Genomic DNA, 15,483 nt, shown 5'->3' with positions numbered 1-15,483 from the left:
CTCAGGGCTGCGGGAGGGGCCGCCGCTCAAGATGGCGCTCGCGCAGGAACACAAAGAGGCCGGATGCCACGATCAGGGCAATTCCGCAGAAGGCAGTCGCATCAGGCAAATCGCCGAAGATGTAAAATCCCAGCGCCGTGGCCGTCACGATCTCGAAATACTGCACTGGCGCGAGGGTCGAGGCGGGCGCGAATTTCAGCGCAAAGCTGATGCAGATGTGGCTGGCCGTGGCACACAGGCCGAGGCCGACCAGCAGCCATGCCTCGCGCGCGGCGGGCCATTCGGGATCAAGCAGTGCATGACCCGAGCCATCGAGCGCCGCCAGCACCGGCACGGCAAGGACCAGCGCGGCGAGGCCGGTATAGGCCTGCAATGTAATGGGATGCATCCGCGTCGCCATGCGCCGCGTCAGGATCATGTAAAAGGCGAATAGCAGCGCAGTCACCAACGGCAAGAGCGCGACCGCGCCAATATCCTGAAAGCTGGGCCTGATGATCAGCAGCGCCCCAGCAAACCCGACCGTGCAGGCAACGTAGCGGCGCGGGCCGATCGCCTCGCCTAGCAGCAGACCGCCCAGCAAGGTCAGGATGAACGGCTCGACAAAGAAGATGGCGATGGCGTCGGCGACTGGCATGAAGTGCAGCGCATAGAAAAAGCAGGTGGTGGCGATCAGCAGAAGCCCTGCGCGCAACACATGCATCGCCATTTCCGCGCCCGAGGGACGGTGCAGCCAGCCCATCGCGGCGGCCAGTGGCGTGAGCAGTATGGCCTGCGCAAAGAACCGGATTGCCGCGACCTCAGCGACAGGTAGCGCGTCGCCAATCAGCTTGGCAAAACTGTCCATCACCGGCGCGATCAACGAAAAGCCGACCATCAACAGGATGCCGAGCGAGACGCGTGGTAGCGGCTCCGTCACCGCTGCGTCAGCAATTCGGCACGTTGACGGCCAGGCCGCCCAGCGATGTTTCCTTGTATTTGTCCATCATGTCGGCGCCGGTCTGGCGCATCGTTTCGATACAGGCATCCAGCGGCACAAGGTGCGTGCCGTCGCCGCGCATTGCCAGCGAGGCGGCCGACACGGCCTTGATCGCGCCCAGACCGTTGCGTTCGATGCAGGGCACCTGCACGAGACCCTTTACCGGATCGCAGGTCATACCCAGGTGATGCTCCAGCGCGATTTCGGCGGCGTTTTCGATCTGCTGGGGCGTGCCGCCCATGACGGCGCAGAGGCCAGCGGCCCCCATCGCGGCGGCGCTGCCGACCTCGGCCTGACAGCCAGCCTCGGCGCCCGAGATCGAGGCGTTGAACTTGACCAGTCCGCCGATGGCGGCGGCGGTCAGCAGGAAATCCTCGACGCGGTCCTCGGATGCGCCGGGATAGTGGTCGAGATAGTAGCGAATCACGGCTGGAACGACGCCAGCAGCGCCATTGGTGGGCGCTGTCACGACCTGACCGCCTGCCGCGTTCTCTTCGTTGACGGCCATGGCATAGAGGCTCATCCAGTCGTTGATCTTGTGCGGGGCCTGAAGGTTTGTGCCGCGCTCGGCGATCAGCGCGTCGCGGATGCCCTTGGCGCGTCGTTTCACGTTCAACCCGCCGGGCAGGATGCCATCCGTGGTCATGCCACGTTCGATGCAGTCGTTCATCACCTGCCAGATGCGTTTGACGCCGGCACTCATGTCGGTTTCGCCCTTGCGCGCTATCTCGTTGGCTTTTTTCATCTCGGCGATGGTCTTGCCGGACGTTTCGCACATCTGCAGCATTTCGGCAGCGGATTTGAACGGGTAGGGGACAGGATCGCCCTCATCGGTATTGCGCCCTGCCGCCAGCTCGGCCTCGGTCATCACAAAGCCGCCTCCGATGGAATAATAGGTCTCTTGCAGTATAGTGTCGCCTTGGCTGTCGGTCGCCATCAGGATCATGCCATTGGCGTGGCCGGGCAGGTTGGGGCCAAAATCAAAGAGCAGGTCTTCTTTTGGGTTGAACGCCAGTGGGGGCAGGCCATCGGGCGTCAGGGTGTGCGTATCGCGTATCTGCTGCATCACCTTTTCGGCCTGCTCATGGTCGTAGGTGTCGGGCATGAAGCCTGCGAGGCCCAGAATGGTCGCGCGGTCGGTTGCGTGGCCGATTCCGGTAAAGGCGAGGCTGCCATGCAGCGAGCCCTTGACGCCCGCGCATTGGAACGGCGCGGCGCGCATTTTGTCCAGAAACCGTGCGGCGGCCACCATCGGGCCCATCGTATGGGACGAAGACGGGCCAATGCCCACCTTGAACATGTCAAAGACGGATAGGAACATGGACGTGCCTCCTCGGAATCGCGTGGCTCTGCCCTTGTGACAGGTTGCGCGTGCGGGGCCTATACCCAATGCGACAGGTGCAGGCGGTGTTATGCCACTATGGTGAGGGTGCGTGCGCTGCCCCTCTCTGCCTGTGGAAAATTCCCCTCAGGATATCTGCGGCCCCACAATAAGCTCGCGATTAGTCTAATGGAGTGGCGTGGCGGCGGTTCATCGTTGCCGGGCGTTTGGGCAAGCTGAGGGTCGCATCCATGCGCGGCGTGCGCGATATCACGCGGCCCTTGGAGATAACGCAAAGGCGCGTGGGGCGCAGGCGCAGCGCTTCTATCGGGTTTGCCGCATCCAGTATCACGAGCGAGGCGTTGGCACCGACATGGAGGCCGTAATCAGGCAGGCCCATGATGGCGGCGTTCTGGTGCGTGACCATGTCAAAGCAGCGGGCCATTTCCTGAGGCGCGGACATTTGCGCGACATGCATGCCCATGAATGCCACATCCAGCATATCGGCGGTTCCCAGTGAATACCAGGGGTCCAGCACACAGTCCTGACCCCAGCCGACGGTGATGCCATGGGCCTGCATTTCCTTGACGCGGGTCATGCCGCGGCGCTTGGGGAACGTGTCTTGGCGTCCTTGGATCATGATATTGATCAGAGGGTTGGGGACCGCCGATACGCCCGCCTCGGCGATAAGCGGCAGAAGTTTCGACACATAATAGTTGTCCATCGAGTGCATTGAGCTGAGATGGCTGCCGTTGACGCGGCCCTCTAGGCCAAGGCGCTGCGTCTCATATGCCAGCGTCTCGATATGGCGGCTCATGGGATCGTCGGATTCGTCGCAATGCATGTCGACTTGCAGGCCGCGTTGGGCGGCCATTTCGCACAGGTCGCGCACCGACGCGGCGCCGTCTGCCATAGTCCGCTCGAAATGAGGGATGCCGCCGACCACGTCGACGCCCATATCGAGGGCGCGAATGGTGTTTTCGCGCGCCGTGGGGTCGCGGTAGAGACCGTCCTGTGGAAAGGCGACCAGTTGCAGGTCGATATAGTCCTTTACGGCGCTTTTGACGTGCAGCATCGCCTCGACGCCCTTGAGCGTATCGTCGCAGGTGTCCACATGGCTGCGGATCGCCAGCAGGCCCATTGATGCGGCCCAGTCGCAATAGGTCAGAGCGCGCTCAACCATGTCGTCGACGGTCATGACCTTTTTCAGCTCGCCCCAGAGACCGATTCCCTCCAGCAGCGTGCCGGACTGGTTGATGCGCGGCATGCCATAGGATTGCGTGGCGTCGAGGTGAAAATGCGGATCGACGAACGGTGGCGACACCAGATCGCCGGTGGCGTCGATAACCTCGCCCGCCTCGGCATCAAGTGGCTCGACCGCTTTGATGCGGCCAGCCTCAATGCCGATATCGCTCACGCGGCCATCGGGCAGCGTGCCGCCCTTGATGATTATGTCGAACATTCAGCGTTCCCCCTTGTTGAATGGCACCATCAGGGCGGCAGGCACTTCGGCCCGGCGCGACATGACGACAAGTGCGAGGATAGACAGGAAATAGGGCATCATCAGGAATATCTGATAGGGGATGCCCGCGCCCAGCGGTGTCTGCTGGATGCGGATTTGCAGCGCGTCGAAGGCGGCGAAAAGGATCGCGCCCAGCAGCGCCTTGCCCGGCTTCCACGCGCCAAAGACGACGAGGGCGATGCAGATCCAGCCGCGCCCTGACACCATCTCAAAGAAGAAGCTGTTAAAGGCCGACATGGTCAGAAACGCGCCGCCGATCGCCATCAGGCCGCTGCCGACCATGACTGCGCCCATGCGGATGGCGGTGACCGACAGGCCTTGGGCCGCGACGGCCTGAGGGCTTTCGCCAGCGGCGCGCACGGCCAACCCCAGTGGCGTGCGGTAGAGGATCAGCGCGACGATCAGCACCATCGCAAAGGCCAGGTAGGTCAGCGGTGTCTGCGCGAACAGGGCCGGGCCGATCAGCGGAATGTCGGACAGAATCGGGATTTCAAACGGCTGAAAGGCCTCGATCTTGGGTGGGCTGGTGACCTCGGGTAGGGCAAGGCGATAGGCGTAGTAAGTGCTGGACGTCGCCAGCAACGTGACACCAAGGCCAACGACATGCTGCGACAGGCCGAAGGGCACCGTCAGGATGGAATGGATCAGGCCGAACCCCATGCCGACGACGAATGCCACCGCCACGCCGGGCCACAGGCCAAGGCCGGAATAGACCGCCATCCAGCCCGCAAAAGCGCCCGCAACCATGATCCCCTCGATCCCGAGGTTCAGAACACCCGCGCGCTCGCAAATCAGCTCGCCCAGCGTGGCAAAGATCAGCGGTGACGCGATGCGGATCGCAGCGGTCCAGAAGCTGGCGGTAAGGAGGATTTCCAGTATGTCCACGACTATTCCCTCACCACGCGAAAACGGGTCAGCAGGATCGCGAGCACCATGAGCAGCAGCGCCGTCGCCAGCATGATATCGGCGAGGTAAGTCGGTACGCCGACCGCGCGGCTCATGCTGTCGGCACCGACAAAGATGCCCGCGACGAATAGCGCGGCGACGATCACGCCCAGCGGATTGAGCAGCGCCAGCATCGCCACGATAATGCCCGTGTAGCCAAAGCCGGGGCTGAGATCGAGAGTGAGCGAGCCCTTGAGGCCCGCTACTTCGGAATAGCCTGCAAGTGCCGCGAGGCCACCAGACAGCAGCGCCGTCTTGATCAGAACGCGGCCCACGGGAATACCGGCGAATTCGGCGGCCTGCCGGTTGAGGCCGACGGCGCGCATTTCATAGCCCAGCGTCGTTCGCGCGCCGATGATCCAGACGATAACAGCCGAAATCAGGGCAAGGCCAAAGCCCCAGTGTAGGCGCAGCCCGTCAAAGATGCGGGGCAGGCGGGCCTCGGGGATGAGGCGCGCGGATTTGGGCCAGCCCATGCCCATCGGGTCCTTGAGCGCGCCCTCCAGCAACATTGATACGAACAAGAGGAAGATGAAGTTTATCAATAGCGTCGTGACCACCTCGTCAACGCCAAGGCGAACCTTGAGCAACGCGGGGATCAACAGCAGGATTGCGCCTGCCAGCATGGCGAGGATTGCCATTGTCGGCAGCAAAAGGAAGGCGGGCCAATCCAGCAAACCCGCGCCGAGGATCGCAACGACCAGTGCGCCGCCATATAGCTGTGCCTCGGCGCCGATGTTCCACAGCCGCGCGCGGAATGCGACGGCCACGGCGAGGCCGGTAAAGATCAGCGGCGTGGCGCGGTTCAGCGTTTCCAGCAGGGCAAATGTGCTGCCGAACGCGCCCCTGAGGATCAGGCCGAGCACCGAAAACGGGTTCGCGCCCGCGATCATCGCCAGCAGTGAGGCGATGACGACAGTGGCGCTGATCGCCAACGCTGGCGGCGTTAGCGTGCGGGTCAGTGAGGGATTGGCGATGGGTTCAAGACGCATGGGTGCGCTCCTCAAAACCATGCCCGGCCATCCAGACGCCCAGATCGGCGGGCGACATCGTGCCGCGTTCGAACGGGGGCGACAGGTGGCCCTCAGAGATGACATGAATGACGTCCGACAAAGCCATGATTTCATCCAGATCTTCGGAAATCAGCAGAACGGCCGCGCCGCGATCCCGCGCCTCAAGGAGCTGCGAGTGAACATAGTTAACCGCGCCGATATCAAGGCCGCGCACGGGCTGATTGGCGAGGATGATCTGCGGTTCGCCCTCCATCACGCGACCCAGGATCAGTTTTTGCATGTTGCCGCCTGATAGCAGGCGGATGCGTGTGCCGGGACCGGGGCAGCGCACGTCGTAGCGGGTGATGATGCCCTCGGCAAAATCCTTGGCAGCGCGCCAGTTCATCCAGCCGTGGCGGCTGAACGGTGCATCCTTGTAGGTTTCCAGAATGGCGTTTTCGGTCAGATCGAAATCGGCGATAGTGCCGGTTTTGTGCCGGTCCTCGGGGATGCGCGCGATCCCGGCATGGACAGCGGCGCGGGGTGTCCAGTGCTGGACGTCAGAGCCGTTTAGCACCAGCGTTCCGCGCGCGGGCCTGATCACGCCGCCGATAAGCTCTGCCAGCGCCGCCTGACCATTGCCCGACACCCCGGCAAGCCCGGTGATCTGCCCTGCCATCAGACTGAAATCCAGCGATTTCAGGCCCGGAGCGCTGCCGCGATCCGGTGTTGATACTCCTCGCAGCGCCAACAGCGGTGCGCCCGGTTTGCCCGGCTCGGCCTTGGGCGCGCTGACGTCGCCACCGACCATGCGCGCGGCCAGATCGTTGCGATCGGTGTCATTGGTCGCGCCCTCATGTACGACCTTGCCGTGGCGCAGGATCACGACGCGGTCCGAGATCGCCATGACCTCATGCAGCTTGTGCGAAATAAAGACGATAGACAGACCCAGCGTGACGGCCTTGCGCAGCGTCTCGAACAGATCGTTGGTTTCTTGCGGCGTCAGCACCGCTGTCGGTTCGTCCAATATCAGGATGCGCGCATCGCGGTAGAGCGCCTTGAGGATTTCGACCCTCTGTCGCTCGCCGACCGTCAGCGTTCCGACACGGGCGTCGGGATCAACGCTTAACTTGAAGTCATGCGCCAGTTGCGTGATCCGCGTCCGCGCTGCTGTGCGATCCTGCCCCAGCGACCAAAGTGAGCGAGTACCCAGCGTCACGTTCTCAAGCACGGTCATGTTGTCGGCCAGCGTGAAATGCTGATGCACCATGCCGACCCCCGCATCCAGCGCCGCGCGCGGGTTGCCGGGGGGCAGGGGCGCGCCCATCACCTCGACGCCACCGGAATCGGCGGTGTATTGGCCGAAGAGGATGTTCATCAGCGTCGTCTTGCCAGCGCCGTTTTCGCCGAGCAGCGCGATCACCTCGCCCTTGTGAAGGGTCAGGCTGACCGCGTCATTCGCGGTGAGAGCGCCGAATGTCTTGGTAATTTTATCGAGGCGCAGGACGACCTGCGCCTCCGTCGTATCAGACATTCACTGGGACTTCGGCTCTTCGTCGTTGATCTCGGTGGTGTAGATGCCGGACATGATTTCGGCCTTGCGTTTCTCGACCAGTTTCAACGCGCTTGGGGGAACCTTGTCCTCGAACGTGCCAAGCGGAGCCAGTTCGGCGCCGCCTGCCTTCATATTGGAATAGCTGCCGTAGTCGGCGGCTGAGAAGGTGGCGTTTTTGACTTCCTTGATAGCCTTGTCCAGCGTCGGCTCGAAATTCCAGATTGCCGAGGCGACGACCGTTTCGGGATAGTCGGCCTGTGTGTCGATCACGTTGCCAATGGCCAGCACGCCCTTTTCCTGTGCCGCATCGCTGACACCGAATCGCTCGGCATAAAGCATGTCTGCACCGTTTTCGATCATTGCGTAGGCGGTCTCCTTGGCGGCGGGCGGATCGAACCACGAGCCGATAAAGCTGACCTGGAACGTGGCATCAGGCTTGGTCTCGCGAACGCCGGCCATGAAGGCGTGCATCAGGCGGTTCACCTCGGGGATCGGAAAGCCGCCGATCAGCCCGATATTACCTGACTTACTCATAGATCCGGCAATGATCCCAGTCAGATATGAGGCGTCCTGAATATAGTTGTCGAATACTGCAAAGTTCGGCAGCGCGCGGTCTTCCTTGAAGCTCGAGCCGAGAAGAAAGGCGATGTTGGGGTATTCCGCCGCGACTTCGCGCGCCTCCTGCTCGACGGCAAATGCTTCGCCGATGATTAGGGTATAGCCGCTTTCGGCGTATTCGCGCATGACGCGGGCGTAGTCGGTATTGCTGACGTTTTCCGAAAACGCATAGTCGATATCGCCGCGCTCAGCGGCGGCGGTTGCGGCCTTGTGGATGCGGCTGACCCATTGCTGTTCGACCGGGACCGTATAGATGCCTGCAGTCTTGATCGGCTCTGCGGCCATCAGTGGGCGCACGCCTGAAAACAGGCCTACGGTCAACGCGGCGGCAGCGGCAGTAGCCATGAAGCGGCGACGCGTCAGTCCGCGCTGCGAATTTGGTGCATTGGTCATTGGTCCTGGATCCCCCCGAAGTTTCTAGCAGGCTTGCGCCGGAGCATAAAATCAGACGCCGCCAAATGCCAGCGATTTGCGCCCCCTGCGCGTTGGCATGTGCGTTCAGGCAATGGCAGGGTGAAAGTGGAACTGACGCAGCGTAATATTTGTTGTGCCACTGAACCGAACAGAGGCCCGCTGAGGGCCAAGGAGGACCAATGAAACCCATTGTTGCAACAGCCACCGCCGCCGTGCTGCTGCTAAGCGCGCCAGCCCTTGCCGCAAGCGATAATCCCGAAACCGCGACTGCCGCCCCCACCGGCGACGTCGCAGCCGGCGAGGAAGCGTTCGCCAAGCAATGCACGGCGTGCCATGTGGTGAAATCCGACGACGGCGAAGTGCTGGCAGGCAAGCGCGGTCGCACCGGCCCGAACCTTTATGGCGTCATGGGCGGGACCGTCGGGACGGTCGAAGGGTTCAAATTCAGCAAGTCGATGGCCGAGATGGCCGATACGGACATTGTGTGGACCGAAGAAAACTTTGTGACCTACGTTCAAAATCCAACGGACTGGCTGCGCGAAAAGCTGGACGACAAGAAAGCCCGCAGCAAGATGAGCTGGAGGGTGCGTGACCCACAGGAAGCAGCGGATATTTACGCTTTTCTCCATTCGATCGCCCCGGCCAAGGCCGAGTAGAGAAGCTGACCGATCTGCCCAAAGGCAGGCCAAGTGGCCTGCCTTTCACGGTACGATTGGGATGCCTCAGGCCTTCACCTTCTCAATTTTGGGATCGTAGAGCGCGCTCAGGCAGGCCTCGGCGGGCACGCGCTCGCCCGCGACCTCCAGTTCATACTGGCCATTCAGCACGTCCGCGCGCGTGATGCCGCTAGCGTCGCGCACATAGCCCATGCCGATTGATTTTTGCACCGTATGGCCAAAGCCAGCGGAGCTAAGCCAACCGCACCGCGCTCCATCCCGATAGATTGTCTCGCGCCCCGAGAGGATCACGCCCGGCGCAGTGGTGAAGGTCGCCATGATCTTTTTGACGCCATTCTCGGTTTGCGCGGCGCAGGCAGAACGACCGCGGAAGTCGATATTCGTCTTTAGCTTGACCGCCCAGCCGAGGCCCGCCTCCAGCGGCGTGTGGTCCGGCCCGATATCGGACGCCCAAGCGCGATAGCCTTTTTCCAACCGCAGCGTCTCAATCGCGCGGTAGCCCGCGTTGCATAGGCCGTGCGGCTCACCTGCCTGCATCAGTGCGCCGTGAACGGCGGTGGCGTACTCGGTGGGCACGTGCAATTCCCACCCCAATTCGCCCACATATGTGACACGCAATGCGCGCACGGGCGCGCCCGCGATCGCGATCATCTGGCACGTGCCAAAGGGGAAAGCGTCGTTGCCCATGTCCGCATGGGTCAAGGCCTGAACGATATCGCGCGCCCTTGGCCCCATGATTGACAGAACCGCATAGGCCGACGTCACATCAACGAGTTGCGCGTCCATACCCTGAGGAATGTTGCGCGCGATATGGTCGAAATCATGCGTTGCATAGCCCGTGCCGGTGACGATGTAGAACTCATCAGGCGCTGTGCGTGCGCAAGTCAAATCGCATTCGATCCCGCCATGATCGTTGAGCATCTGGGTGTAGGTCAGCGTGCCGACCGGGCCGCGCACGTCGTTCGCCGCGATCCATCCCAGCGCTGCCTCGGCTTCCGGGCCCTTTAGCACAAACTTGGCAAAGGACGTCTGATCAAAGAGGACAGCCGCTTCGCGTGCCGCTTTGTGTTCGCGCGCGACCGCGTCGTGCCAATTGGGCGTTTGATACGTATAGATATCGCGCGCCTCTTCGCCGGGTTCTGCGAACCAGTTGGGCCGTTCCCATCCCAGTTTCTCGCCGAAGACCGCGCCTTGGGTTTTCAGCGCGTCATAGAGTGGTGATTTGCGGCAGGGGCGCGCTGATGAGTGTTCCTCATGCGGCCATGCCATCGTGTAGTGCTTGCCATAGGCCTCGTAAGTACGAGCGCGGATCCAGTCGTCGTCGAAATGCGGGCGACCAAAACGGCGGATATCGACGGCCCAGAGGTCATAGGGCGGCGCGCCCTTGGCCACCCATTCGGCCAGCGCCATGCCCGCGCCGCCCCCCGCCGCGATGCCATAGGCGTTAAAGCCCGCTCCGACAAAAAAATTGCGCAATTCTGGCGCTTCACCGAGGATGAAATTGCCATCGGGGGTAAAGCTTTCTGGGCCATTGGTCAGTGTCTTGATACCAGCGGTTTCCAGCGCGGGAACACGGCCCAAGGACAGCTCCATCAACTGCTCGAAATGGTCGAAGTTACTGTCGAGCAGGGTGTAGTGAAAATCCTTGGGGATGCCGTTTTTGGCCCAGAGGATCGGATTGGCCTCATAGCCCCCCATGACTAGGCCGCCGACCTCCTCCTTGTAGTAGGTCAGGCGGTCAGGATCGCGCAGGGTCGGCAAATCGGGGGTTACGCCGTCTATCTGGTCCGTGACCATATATTGATGTTCGATCGGGACGAGGGGGACGTTGACGCCGACCTGTTTGGCAAATTGGCGCGTCCACTGGCCACAGCAGGCGATTACGATGGGCGTGTCGATGCGGCCTTTTTCCGTCTCGACGCCTTTGATGATGCCGTTTTCGACGATGACCTCTGTGACCTTGGTATCCTCGAAAATCCGGGTGCCCTTCTGCCGCGCACCCTTGGCCAGTGACAGGGTGATGTCCGAGGGGTTCGCCTGTCCGTCGGTCGGCATGAAGGCCGCGCCGACGACGTCGTCGACCTGCATCAGCGGCCATAATTCCTGTGCCTCCGATGGCGTCAGCAGCTCCATTTCCAGGCCAAAGGAATGCGCAGTCGTCGCTTGTCGCTTTACCTCGGTCCAGCGTTCGGCGTTGCAGGCAAGGCGCAGCCCGCCGTTCATCTTCCACCCGGTTGCCTGACCCGTCTCGGCCTCGAGCCGTTTGTAGAGATCGACGGAATAACCCAGCAGCTGCGTGATATTGGCGTTCGAGCGTAGCTGCCCGACGAGGCCGGCGGCGTGAAACGTGGTGCCGGAGGTCAGCTTCTTCCGCTCGAGCAGCACCACGTCCCAACCCAGATCGGCAAGGTGATAGGCGGTCGAGCATCCGACGATGCCGCCGCCGACGATGACCGCACGGGCCTGATTGGGGAAATCGCTCATGTCAGGTGTCCTTGTCTGTGAAGGCGGCCAGCGCAGCGCGGTAGCGGTTGAGGTTCTTGTCGGTGTAGTCGGCGTAGTCGAATTCGAGGGTCGAGGTCTGCTCGCTGACCATCGACCACATCGTTTCGCGCAGGAGCGACGCGCATTTCATGGCCGAATAACTGCGCCAGAGGGCGGTATCCGGCGGATGGCCATAGTAGCGGGTCAGCATCGCCTCTTCGGCGGCGCGCGGCAGATCGCAGTTCGAGGCGATGCCACCCAGATCGAAAAGCGGCGAGTTGAACCCGCCGTATTCCCAGTCGATGACCCAGAGGCGATCCTCGGCCCGCAGGATGTTGGCAGGCAACAGATCGTTATGCCCCAGAACCAGATCAACGGGGCCGACGGCGCGTTCCAGCATGTCCGCCTCGTCCAGCAGGCCGCTCAGTTGCGGGGTATGGCGCGAGCCCCGTTCCCGAAGGTCATGGGCGTAGCTGCGCAGAATATGAAACACCCAGAAGGCGAGGATCGGGCCATGTGCATAGCGCGGCATGTCGCGATGGACCCGCGCGATGAGGTCGGTCGCCTGCATCAGCGTGGCCTCGTCATGCAGATCGTTTTCGGTCAGTGCGACGCTGTCAATAAAGTCGATGACCAGCGCGCCCGGCTCGACGTGATGCACTTGCGGTGATAGCCCTGCCTCGGCAGCCGCACGGCTGAGCGACAACTCGTGCCAGCGCAGGATGCCGTGCTCGGGGATGTCCTGCCCCAGCCGCACCACATAGTCGCGTCCCTTATCCGTCACGCGGATGTTGTGGTTGGTGATGCCGCCATCCAACGGCACGGCGGCACTCACAGCTGTCCAGCAGGGCAGGGCGCGCGCGGTCTTGATCGCCTCATCAGGAGTCATGACAGGCCCAGCCTTTCCCGTGATCGGCGCGCCATGGCCGAGATGATGCGATCCGCGATGATCGCGATAAACGCGACCGCAAGGCCGGCGACGATACCTTGGCCGGTGTTCGCCTTGGTCAGCGCGATATAGACCTCCTGACCCAGATCGCGGGTGCCGACGAGGGCTGTGATGACCAGCATCGACAGCGCCAACATGATCGTTTGGTTCAGGCCCAGCAGTAGTGAGGGCGCGGCCAGCGGCAGCTTGATCCGCCAGAGTAGCTGGCGGGGTGTGCAGCCCGCGACCAGCCCGGCTTCGATCATCTGCGGATCGACCGAGCGCACGCCATGCGCCGCATAGCGCACGGCAGGGGCCAGCGCGTAGAGAACAACCGCGATCATCGCCGAAAAGTCGCCGACGCGGAACAGCATCACCACCGGGATCAGATAAACAAAGCTGGGCAGGGTTTGCAGCGTGTCGATGAACGCGCCGACCCACGCGTGGGCGCGCGCCCGCTGCCCGGCCCAGATGCCAAGGGGGACGCCAATGGCGTAGGCGATCAGAACCGATACACCGCAAAGGTAGACGGTCGTCATTGCCTTGTCCCAGAGGCCCACGGCAGCGATCAGCGTGGCCATGGCCGCCGACATCAGGCCCAGTCGCCATCCACCGACACGCGCAGCGGCCAAACCGGTGGCGATGATGCCCCATGCCCATGGGATACCGGTGAAAAAGCGTTTCACCGGCAGCAGGAGCCACGTGAGAAAGAACGACTTGATCGTGTCCAGAATGTCAAAGAACGTGATGTTGATCCACCGCATCGCATCCTCCCAGAATGCGCTGGTCGTCAGGGTGAACCGCTCGGGGTAGTCCTGCACAAAGGGCAGGGCGAGGCTGACCAGATACGTGCCGCCGACGATCAGCGTCGCCGCCACGAGGTAAGGATGGCGTTGGGCGAGGTTTGCACCCCGCTTGGGCGCGGCAGCGGGCAAGCGTTTTGAGAAGGCCTGACTGACGCGATCCAGCGCGATGGCGATGACCACGATAGCCAGACCAGCCTCGATCCCGCCGCCTATATCGAGACGGCGCAGCGCGCTGAGGACGTCGAACCCAAGGCCACCGGCGCCGATCATCGACGCAATGATGACCATGTTCAGCGACAACATGATCACCTGATTGACACCCACCATCAGCGTCGGCGCGGCGGAGGGCACCAGAACCTTCCACATCATCTGACGCTTGGTGCAGCCGGCCATATGCCCTGCCTCGACCACTTCGGGCGGCACGCTCTGCAAGGCGACCGTAGCGACCCGCACCATCGGCGGCATCGCATAGATGACTGTTGCAACCAACGCAGAGACGGGGCCGAAGCCAAACAGGAACAGGATCGGCACGAGATAGGCGAATATCGGCACCGTCTGCATTAGGTCCAGCACCGGGCGCATCGCCCGCTCGACCCACGCCGCGCGGTAGCACGCAATCCCAAGGGCGAGGCCCCCCAGCACGCCGATAGGCACTGCGATCACCACCGAGGCAAGCGTGACCATCGCGCTGTCCCACTGGCCAAACACCGCCAGATAGATAAAACATGCGCCAACCAGCGCGGCCAGCCCCCAGCCCTTGGCATAGCGCGCCAGCAACACCATCAGCGCGGTGACCGCGATCCAGCTGAGCGGCGGCGCGATCTGAACAGCGTTGCTGCCAAGGCCGTGGATAAACCCGTCCGCCAACAGGGCACGCGCGGCGTCATACGGCACCTCGATCAGGGCCGAGATAAAGCGAGTCAGCTCCTGAAAGGTGAACAGACCGAATGTCGCGTCCTCCAGCAGCCATTTCATCGCGGTGGAAATCCAGCCTTCGATGTTCAGCTGCCACCCCTTGGGAAAGCGGATGATCCAGCGCGCATCCAGCGCCTTGTAAAGCTGAAAGGAATAACTGGAGAGCGCCCATGTCACCGCCAGCAGCGCCCACCAGAACAGCGCGCTGGGCGCGATCAGGCGTCGCCAACTCATGCGCGGGCCCGACCAATCAGAACGTCGATGACGGCGGCGGCATCAACGCTGCCGACAGCCTCGCCATCCCTCATCACGCGAAAGGGGCGCTGGGCCGCCTCGACCTGATCTGCGACATCCGCGACCCTTTGGGATGCCTCCAGATCGCCGGCATAGGTGCCGTTCGTGAGGCGCGCCATGATCGCGCCCACGCTTAGCACCTTGCCGCGCGGGATGTGCTTGGTGAATTCCGCGACGTAGTCTGTGGCGGGGTTCAACACCAATTCCTCGGGCGTGGCGGTCTGCACGATGTGCCCATCTTTCATCACCGCAATCCGGTCAGCAAGGCGGATCGCCTCATCGAAATCGTGCGTGATAAAGACAATCGTTTTCTTGAGCAGCCCCTGAAGGCGCATGAATTCGTCCTGCATCTCGCGCCGTATAAGCGGGTCGAGCGCGCTGAAAGGCTCGTCGAGAAACCAGATTTCAGGCTCGCCCACGAGGCTGCGAGCGATGCCGACGCGTTGCTGCTGACCGCCCGACAATTGGCGGGGAAAATAGTCCTCGCGCCCTTTCAGGCCGACCGTCTCGATCATCTCATTCGCGCGCGCCTCGCGGGTGCGGCGGTCAACACCCTGCACATCCAGCGGAAAGGCGACGTTCTGCAGAACGCTCAGATGCGGCAGCAGGGCAAAGTTCTGGAACACCATCCCGATCTTGCGCCGCCTCAATTGCGTTAGCTGTGCGCTGCTCATCGCCAGCAAATCCTCGCCGTCAAATTCAATCTCGCCACCCGTCGGCTCGACGAGGCGCGACAGACACCGCACCAGCGTGGACTTACCGGACCCCGACAAACCCATGATGACAAAAATCTCGCCCTCGCAGATTTCGACATCGGCGGCGCGCACGGCGCCAATCATGGCCGCATCGCGCAGAGTGGCGTCATCAGGATCAGGGTGCTTGTTCAGGAAGTTGCCAGCATCCGGGCCGTATAGCTTCCAGACATTGCGGCAGAGCAGTTTACGCGCGCGGGGCATCTGCACCTCAAAATGGCCCGGAGGCGGGCATAAAGGAAATACCGTGGAATAAACGAGGGGCAAAGCGCCCCCCGCTCAGG

Annotated in this window: 12 protein-coding genes; 1 reads left to right on the top strand and 11 read right to left on the bottom strand. The window is 62.4% G+C overall.

Going from position 1 to position 15,483, the window contains the following annotated elements; translation table 11 throughout:
* Window position 1 precedes the first annotated feature (1 nt).
* The 7 genes from U3654_RS08400 to U3654_RS08370 all read right to left on the bottom strand — a co-directional run bounded on the left by U3654_RS08400 (window position 2) and on the right by U3654_RS08370 (window position 8,322).
* Window positions 2-916: a DMT family transporter gene (locus U3654_RS08400; protein WP_324754885.1), complete on the bottom strand. Its 915-nt coding sequence runs from the start codon at window positions 914-916 to the stop codon at window positions 2-4.
* 7 nt (window positions 917-923) lie between these two features.
* Window positions 924-2,297, bottom strand: coding sequence for an L-serine ammonia-lyase (locus U3654_RS08395; RefSeq protein ID WP_324754884.1), 1,374 nt, complete (start codon window positions 2,295-2,297; stop codon window positions 924-926).
* 181 nt (window positions 2,298-2,478) lie between these two features.
* Complete coding sequence (locus U3654_RS08390; protein WP_324754883.1) at window positions 2,479-3,759, bottom strand: amidohydrolase family protein; 1,281 nt, start codon at window positions 3,757-3,759, stop codon at window positions 2,479-2,481.
* Window positions 3,760-4,704, bottom strand: a complete 945-nt coding sequence (locus tag U3654_RS08385) for an ABC transporter permease (RefSeq protein ID WP_324754882.1) — start codon at window positions 4,702-4,704, stop codon at window positions 3,760-3,762.
* Window positions 4,705-4,706: 2 nt separating this feature from the next.
* The gene (locus U3654_RS08380; RefSeq protein ID WP_324754881.1) at window positions 4,707-5,756 is read right to left on the bottom strand and encodes an ABC transporter permease; all 1,050 of its coding nucleotides are present in this window, start codon (window positions 5,754-5,756) and stop codon (window positions 4,707-4,709) included.
* Window positions 5,746-7,290 (bottom strand): ABC transporter ATP-binding protein, encoded by a 1,545-nt coding sequence (locus tag U3654_RS08375; RefSeq protein WP_324754880.1) that lies wholly within the window; start codon window positions 7,288-7,290, stop codon window positions 5,746-5,748. Before U3654_RS08375 ends, U3654_RS08380 begins: the two co-directional genes overlap by 11 nt.
* On the bottom strand, window positions 7,291-8,322 hold the full coding sequence (locus U3654_RS08370) for a BMP family protein (RefSeq protein ID WP_324754879.1): 1,032 nt from the start codon (window positions 8,320-8,322) through the stop codon (window positions 7,291-7,293).
* 200 nt (window positions 8,323-8,522) lie between these two features.
* Between U3654_RS08370 and U3654_RS08365 the strand changes: the two genes are divergently transcribed.
* Complete coding sequence (locus tag U3654_RS08365; RefSeq protein WP_324754878.1) at window positions 8,523-8,999, top strand: c-type cytochrome; 477 nt, start codon at window positions 8,523-8,525, stop codon at window positions 8,997-8,999.
* Between the two features lie 66 nt (window positions 9,000-9,065).
* Here U3654_RS08365 and U3654_RS08360 read toward each other — a convergent pair whose 3' ends face one another.
* From U3654_RS08360 to U3654_RS08345, 4 genes are read right to left on the bottom strand one after another with little or no spacing between them, the layout of a single operon-like run.
* Complete coding sequence (locus tag U3654_RS08360; protein ID WP_324754877.1) at window positions 9,066-11,504, bottom strand: FAD-dependent oxidoreductase; 2,439 nt, start codon at window positions 11,502-11,504, stop codon at window positions 9,066-9,068.
* 1 nt (window position 11,505) lies between these two features.
* Entirely contained in the window at window positions 11,506-12,393 is an 888-nt protein-coding gene (locus U3654_RS08355) for a phosphotransferase (RefSeq protein ID WP_324754876.1), read from the bottom strand.
* Window positions 12,390-14,387, bottom strand: coding sequence for an ABC transporter permease (locus U3654_RS08350; protein WP_324754875.1), 1,998 nt, complete (start codon window positions 14,385-14,387; stop codon window positions 12,390-12,392). Before U3654_RS08350 ends, U3654_RS08355 begins: the two co-directional genes overlap by 4 nt.
* Window positions 14,384-15,403 carry a betaine/proline/choline family ABC transporter ATP-binding protein gene (locus U3654_RS08345; RefSeq protein WP_324754874.1) on the bottom strand — a complete coding sequence of 340 codons (1,020 nt, stop codon included), beginning with the start codon at window positions 15,401-15,403 and terminating at the stop codon, window positions 14,384-14,386. The genes U3654_RS08350 and U3654_RS08345 overlap by 4 nt, the downstream gene beginning before the upstream one ends.
* Window positions 15,404-15,483: the final 80 nt, after the last annotated feature.

The organism is Roseovarius sp. Pro17, assembly GCF_035599575.1.
In the GTDB taxonomy this organism is placed as follows: Bacteria; Pseudomonadota; Alphaproteobacteria; order Rhodobacterales; family Rhodobacteraceae; genus Roseovarius.
The sequence above is the reverse complement of the archived record's forward strand: the minus strand, read 5'-3'. Positions and strand labels throughout refer to the sequence as shown.

Bases quoted from the DNA above. Each gene is read 5' to 3' on its own strand.
- U3654_RS08395 (WP_324754884.1), bottom strand. From the start codon at position 2,297: ATGTTCCTATCCGTCTTTGACATGTTCAAGGTGGGCATTGGCCCGTCT.
- U3654_RS08390 (WP_324754883.1), bottom strand. From the start codon at position 3,759: ATGTTCGACATAATCATCAAGGGCGGCACGCTGCCCGATGGCCGCGTG.
- U3654_RS08380 (WP_324754881.1), bottom strand. From the start codon at position 5,756: ATGCGTCTTGAACCCATCGCCAATCCCTCACTGACCCGCACGCTAACG.
- U3654_RS08375 (WP_324754880.1), bottom strand. From the start codon at position 7,290: ATGTCTGATACGACGGAGGCGCAGGTCGTCCTGCGCCTCGATAAAATT.
- U3654_RS08370 (WP_324754879.1), bottom strand. From the start codon at position 8,322: ATGACCAATGCACCAAATTCGCAGCGCGGACTGACGCGTCGCCGCTTC.
- U3654_RS08365 (WP_324754878.1), top strand. From the start codon at position 8,523: ATGAAACCCATTGTTGCAACAGCCACCGCCGCCGTGCTGCTGCTAAGC.
- U3654_RS08360 (WP_324754877.1), bottom strand. From the start codon at position 11,504: ATGAGCGATTTCCCCAATCAGGCCCGTGCGGTCATCGTCGGCGGCGGC.
- U3654_RS08355 (WP_324754876.1), bottom strand. From the start codon at position 12,393: ATGACTCCTGATGAGGCGATCAAGACCGCGCGCGCCCTGCCCTGCTGG.
- U3654_RS08350 (WP_324754875.1), bottom strand. From the start codon at position 14,387: ATGAGTTGGCGACGCCTGATCGCGCCCAGCGCGCTGTTCTGGTGGGCG.
- U3654_RS08345 (WP_324754874.1), bottom strand. From the start codon at position 15,403: ATGCCCCGCGCGCGTAAACTGCTCTGCCGCAATGTCTGGAAGCTATAC.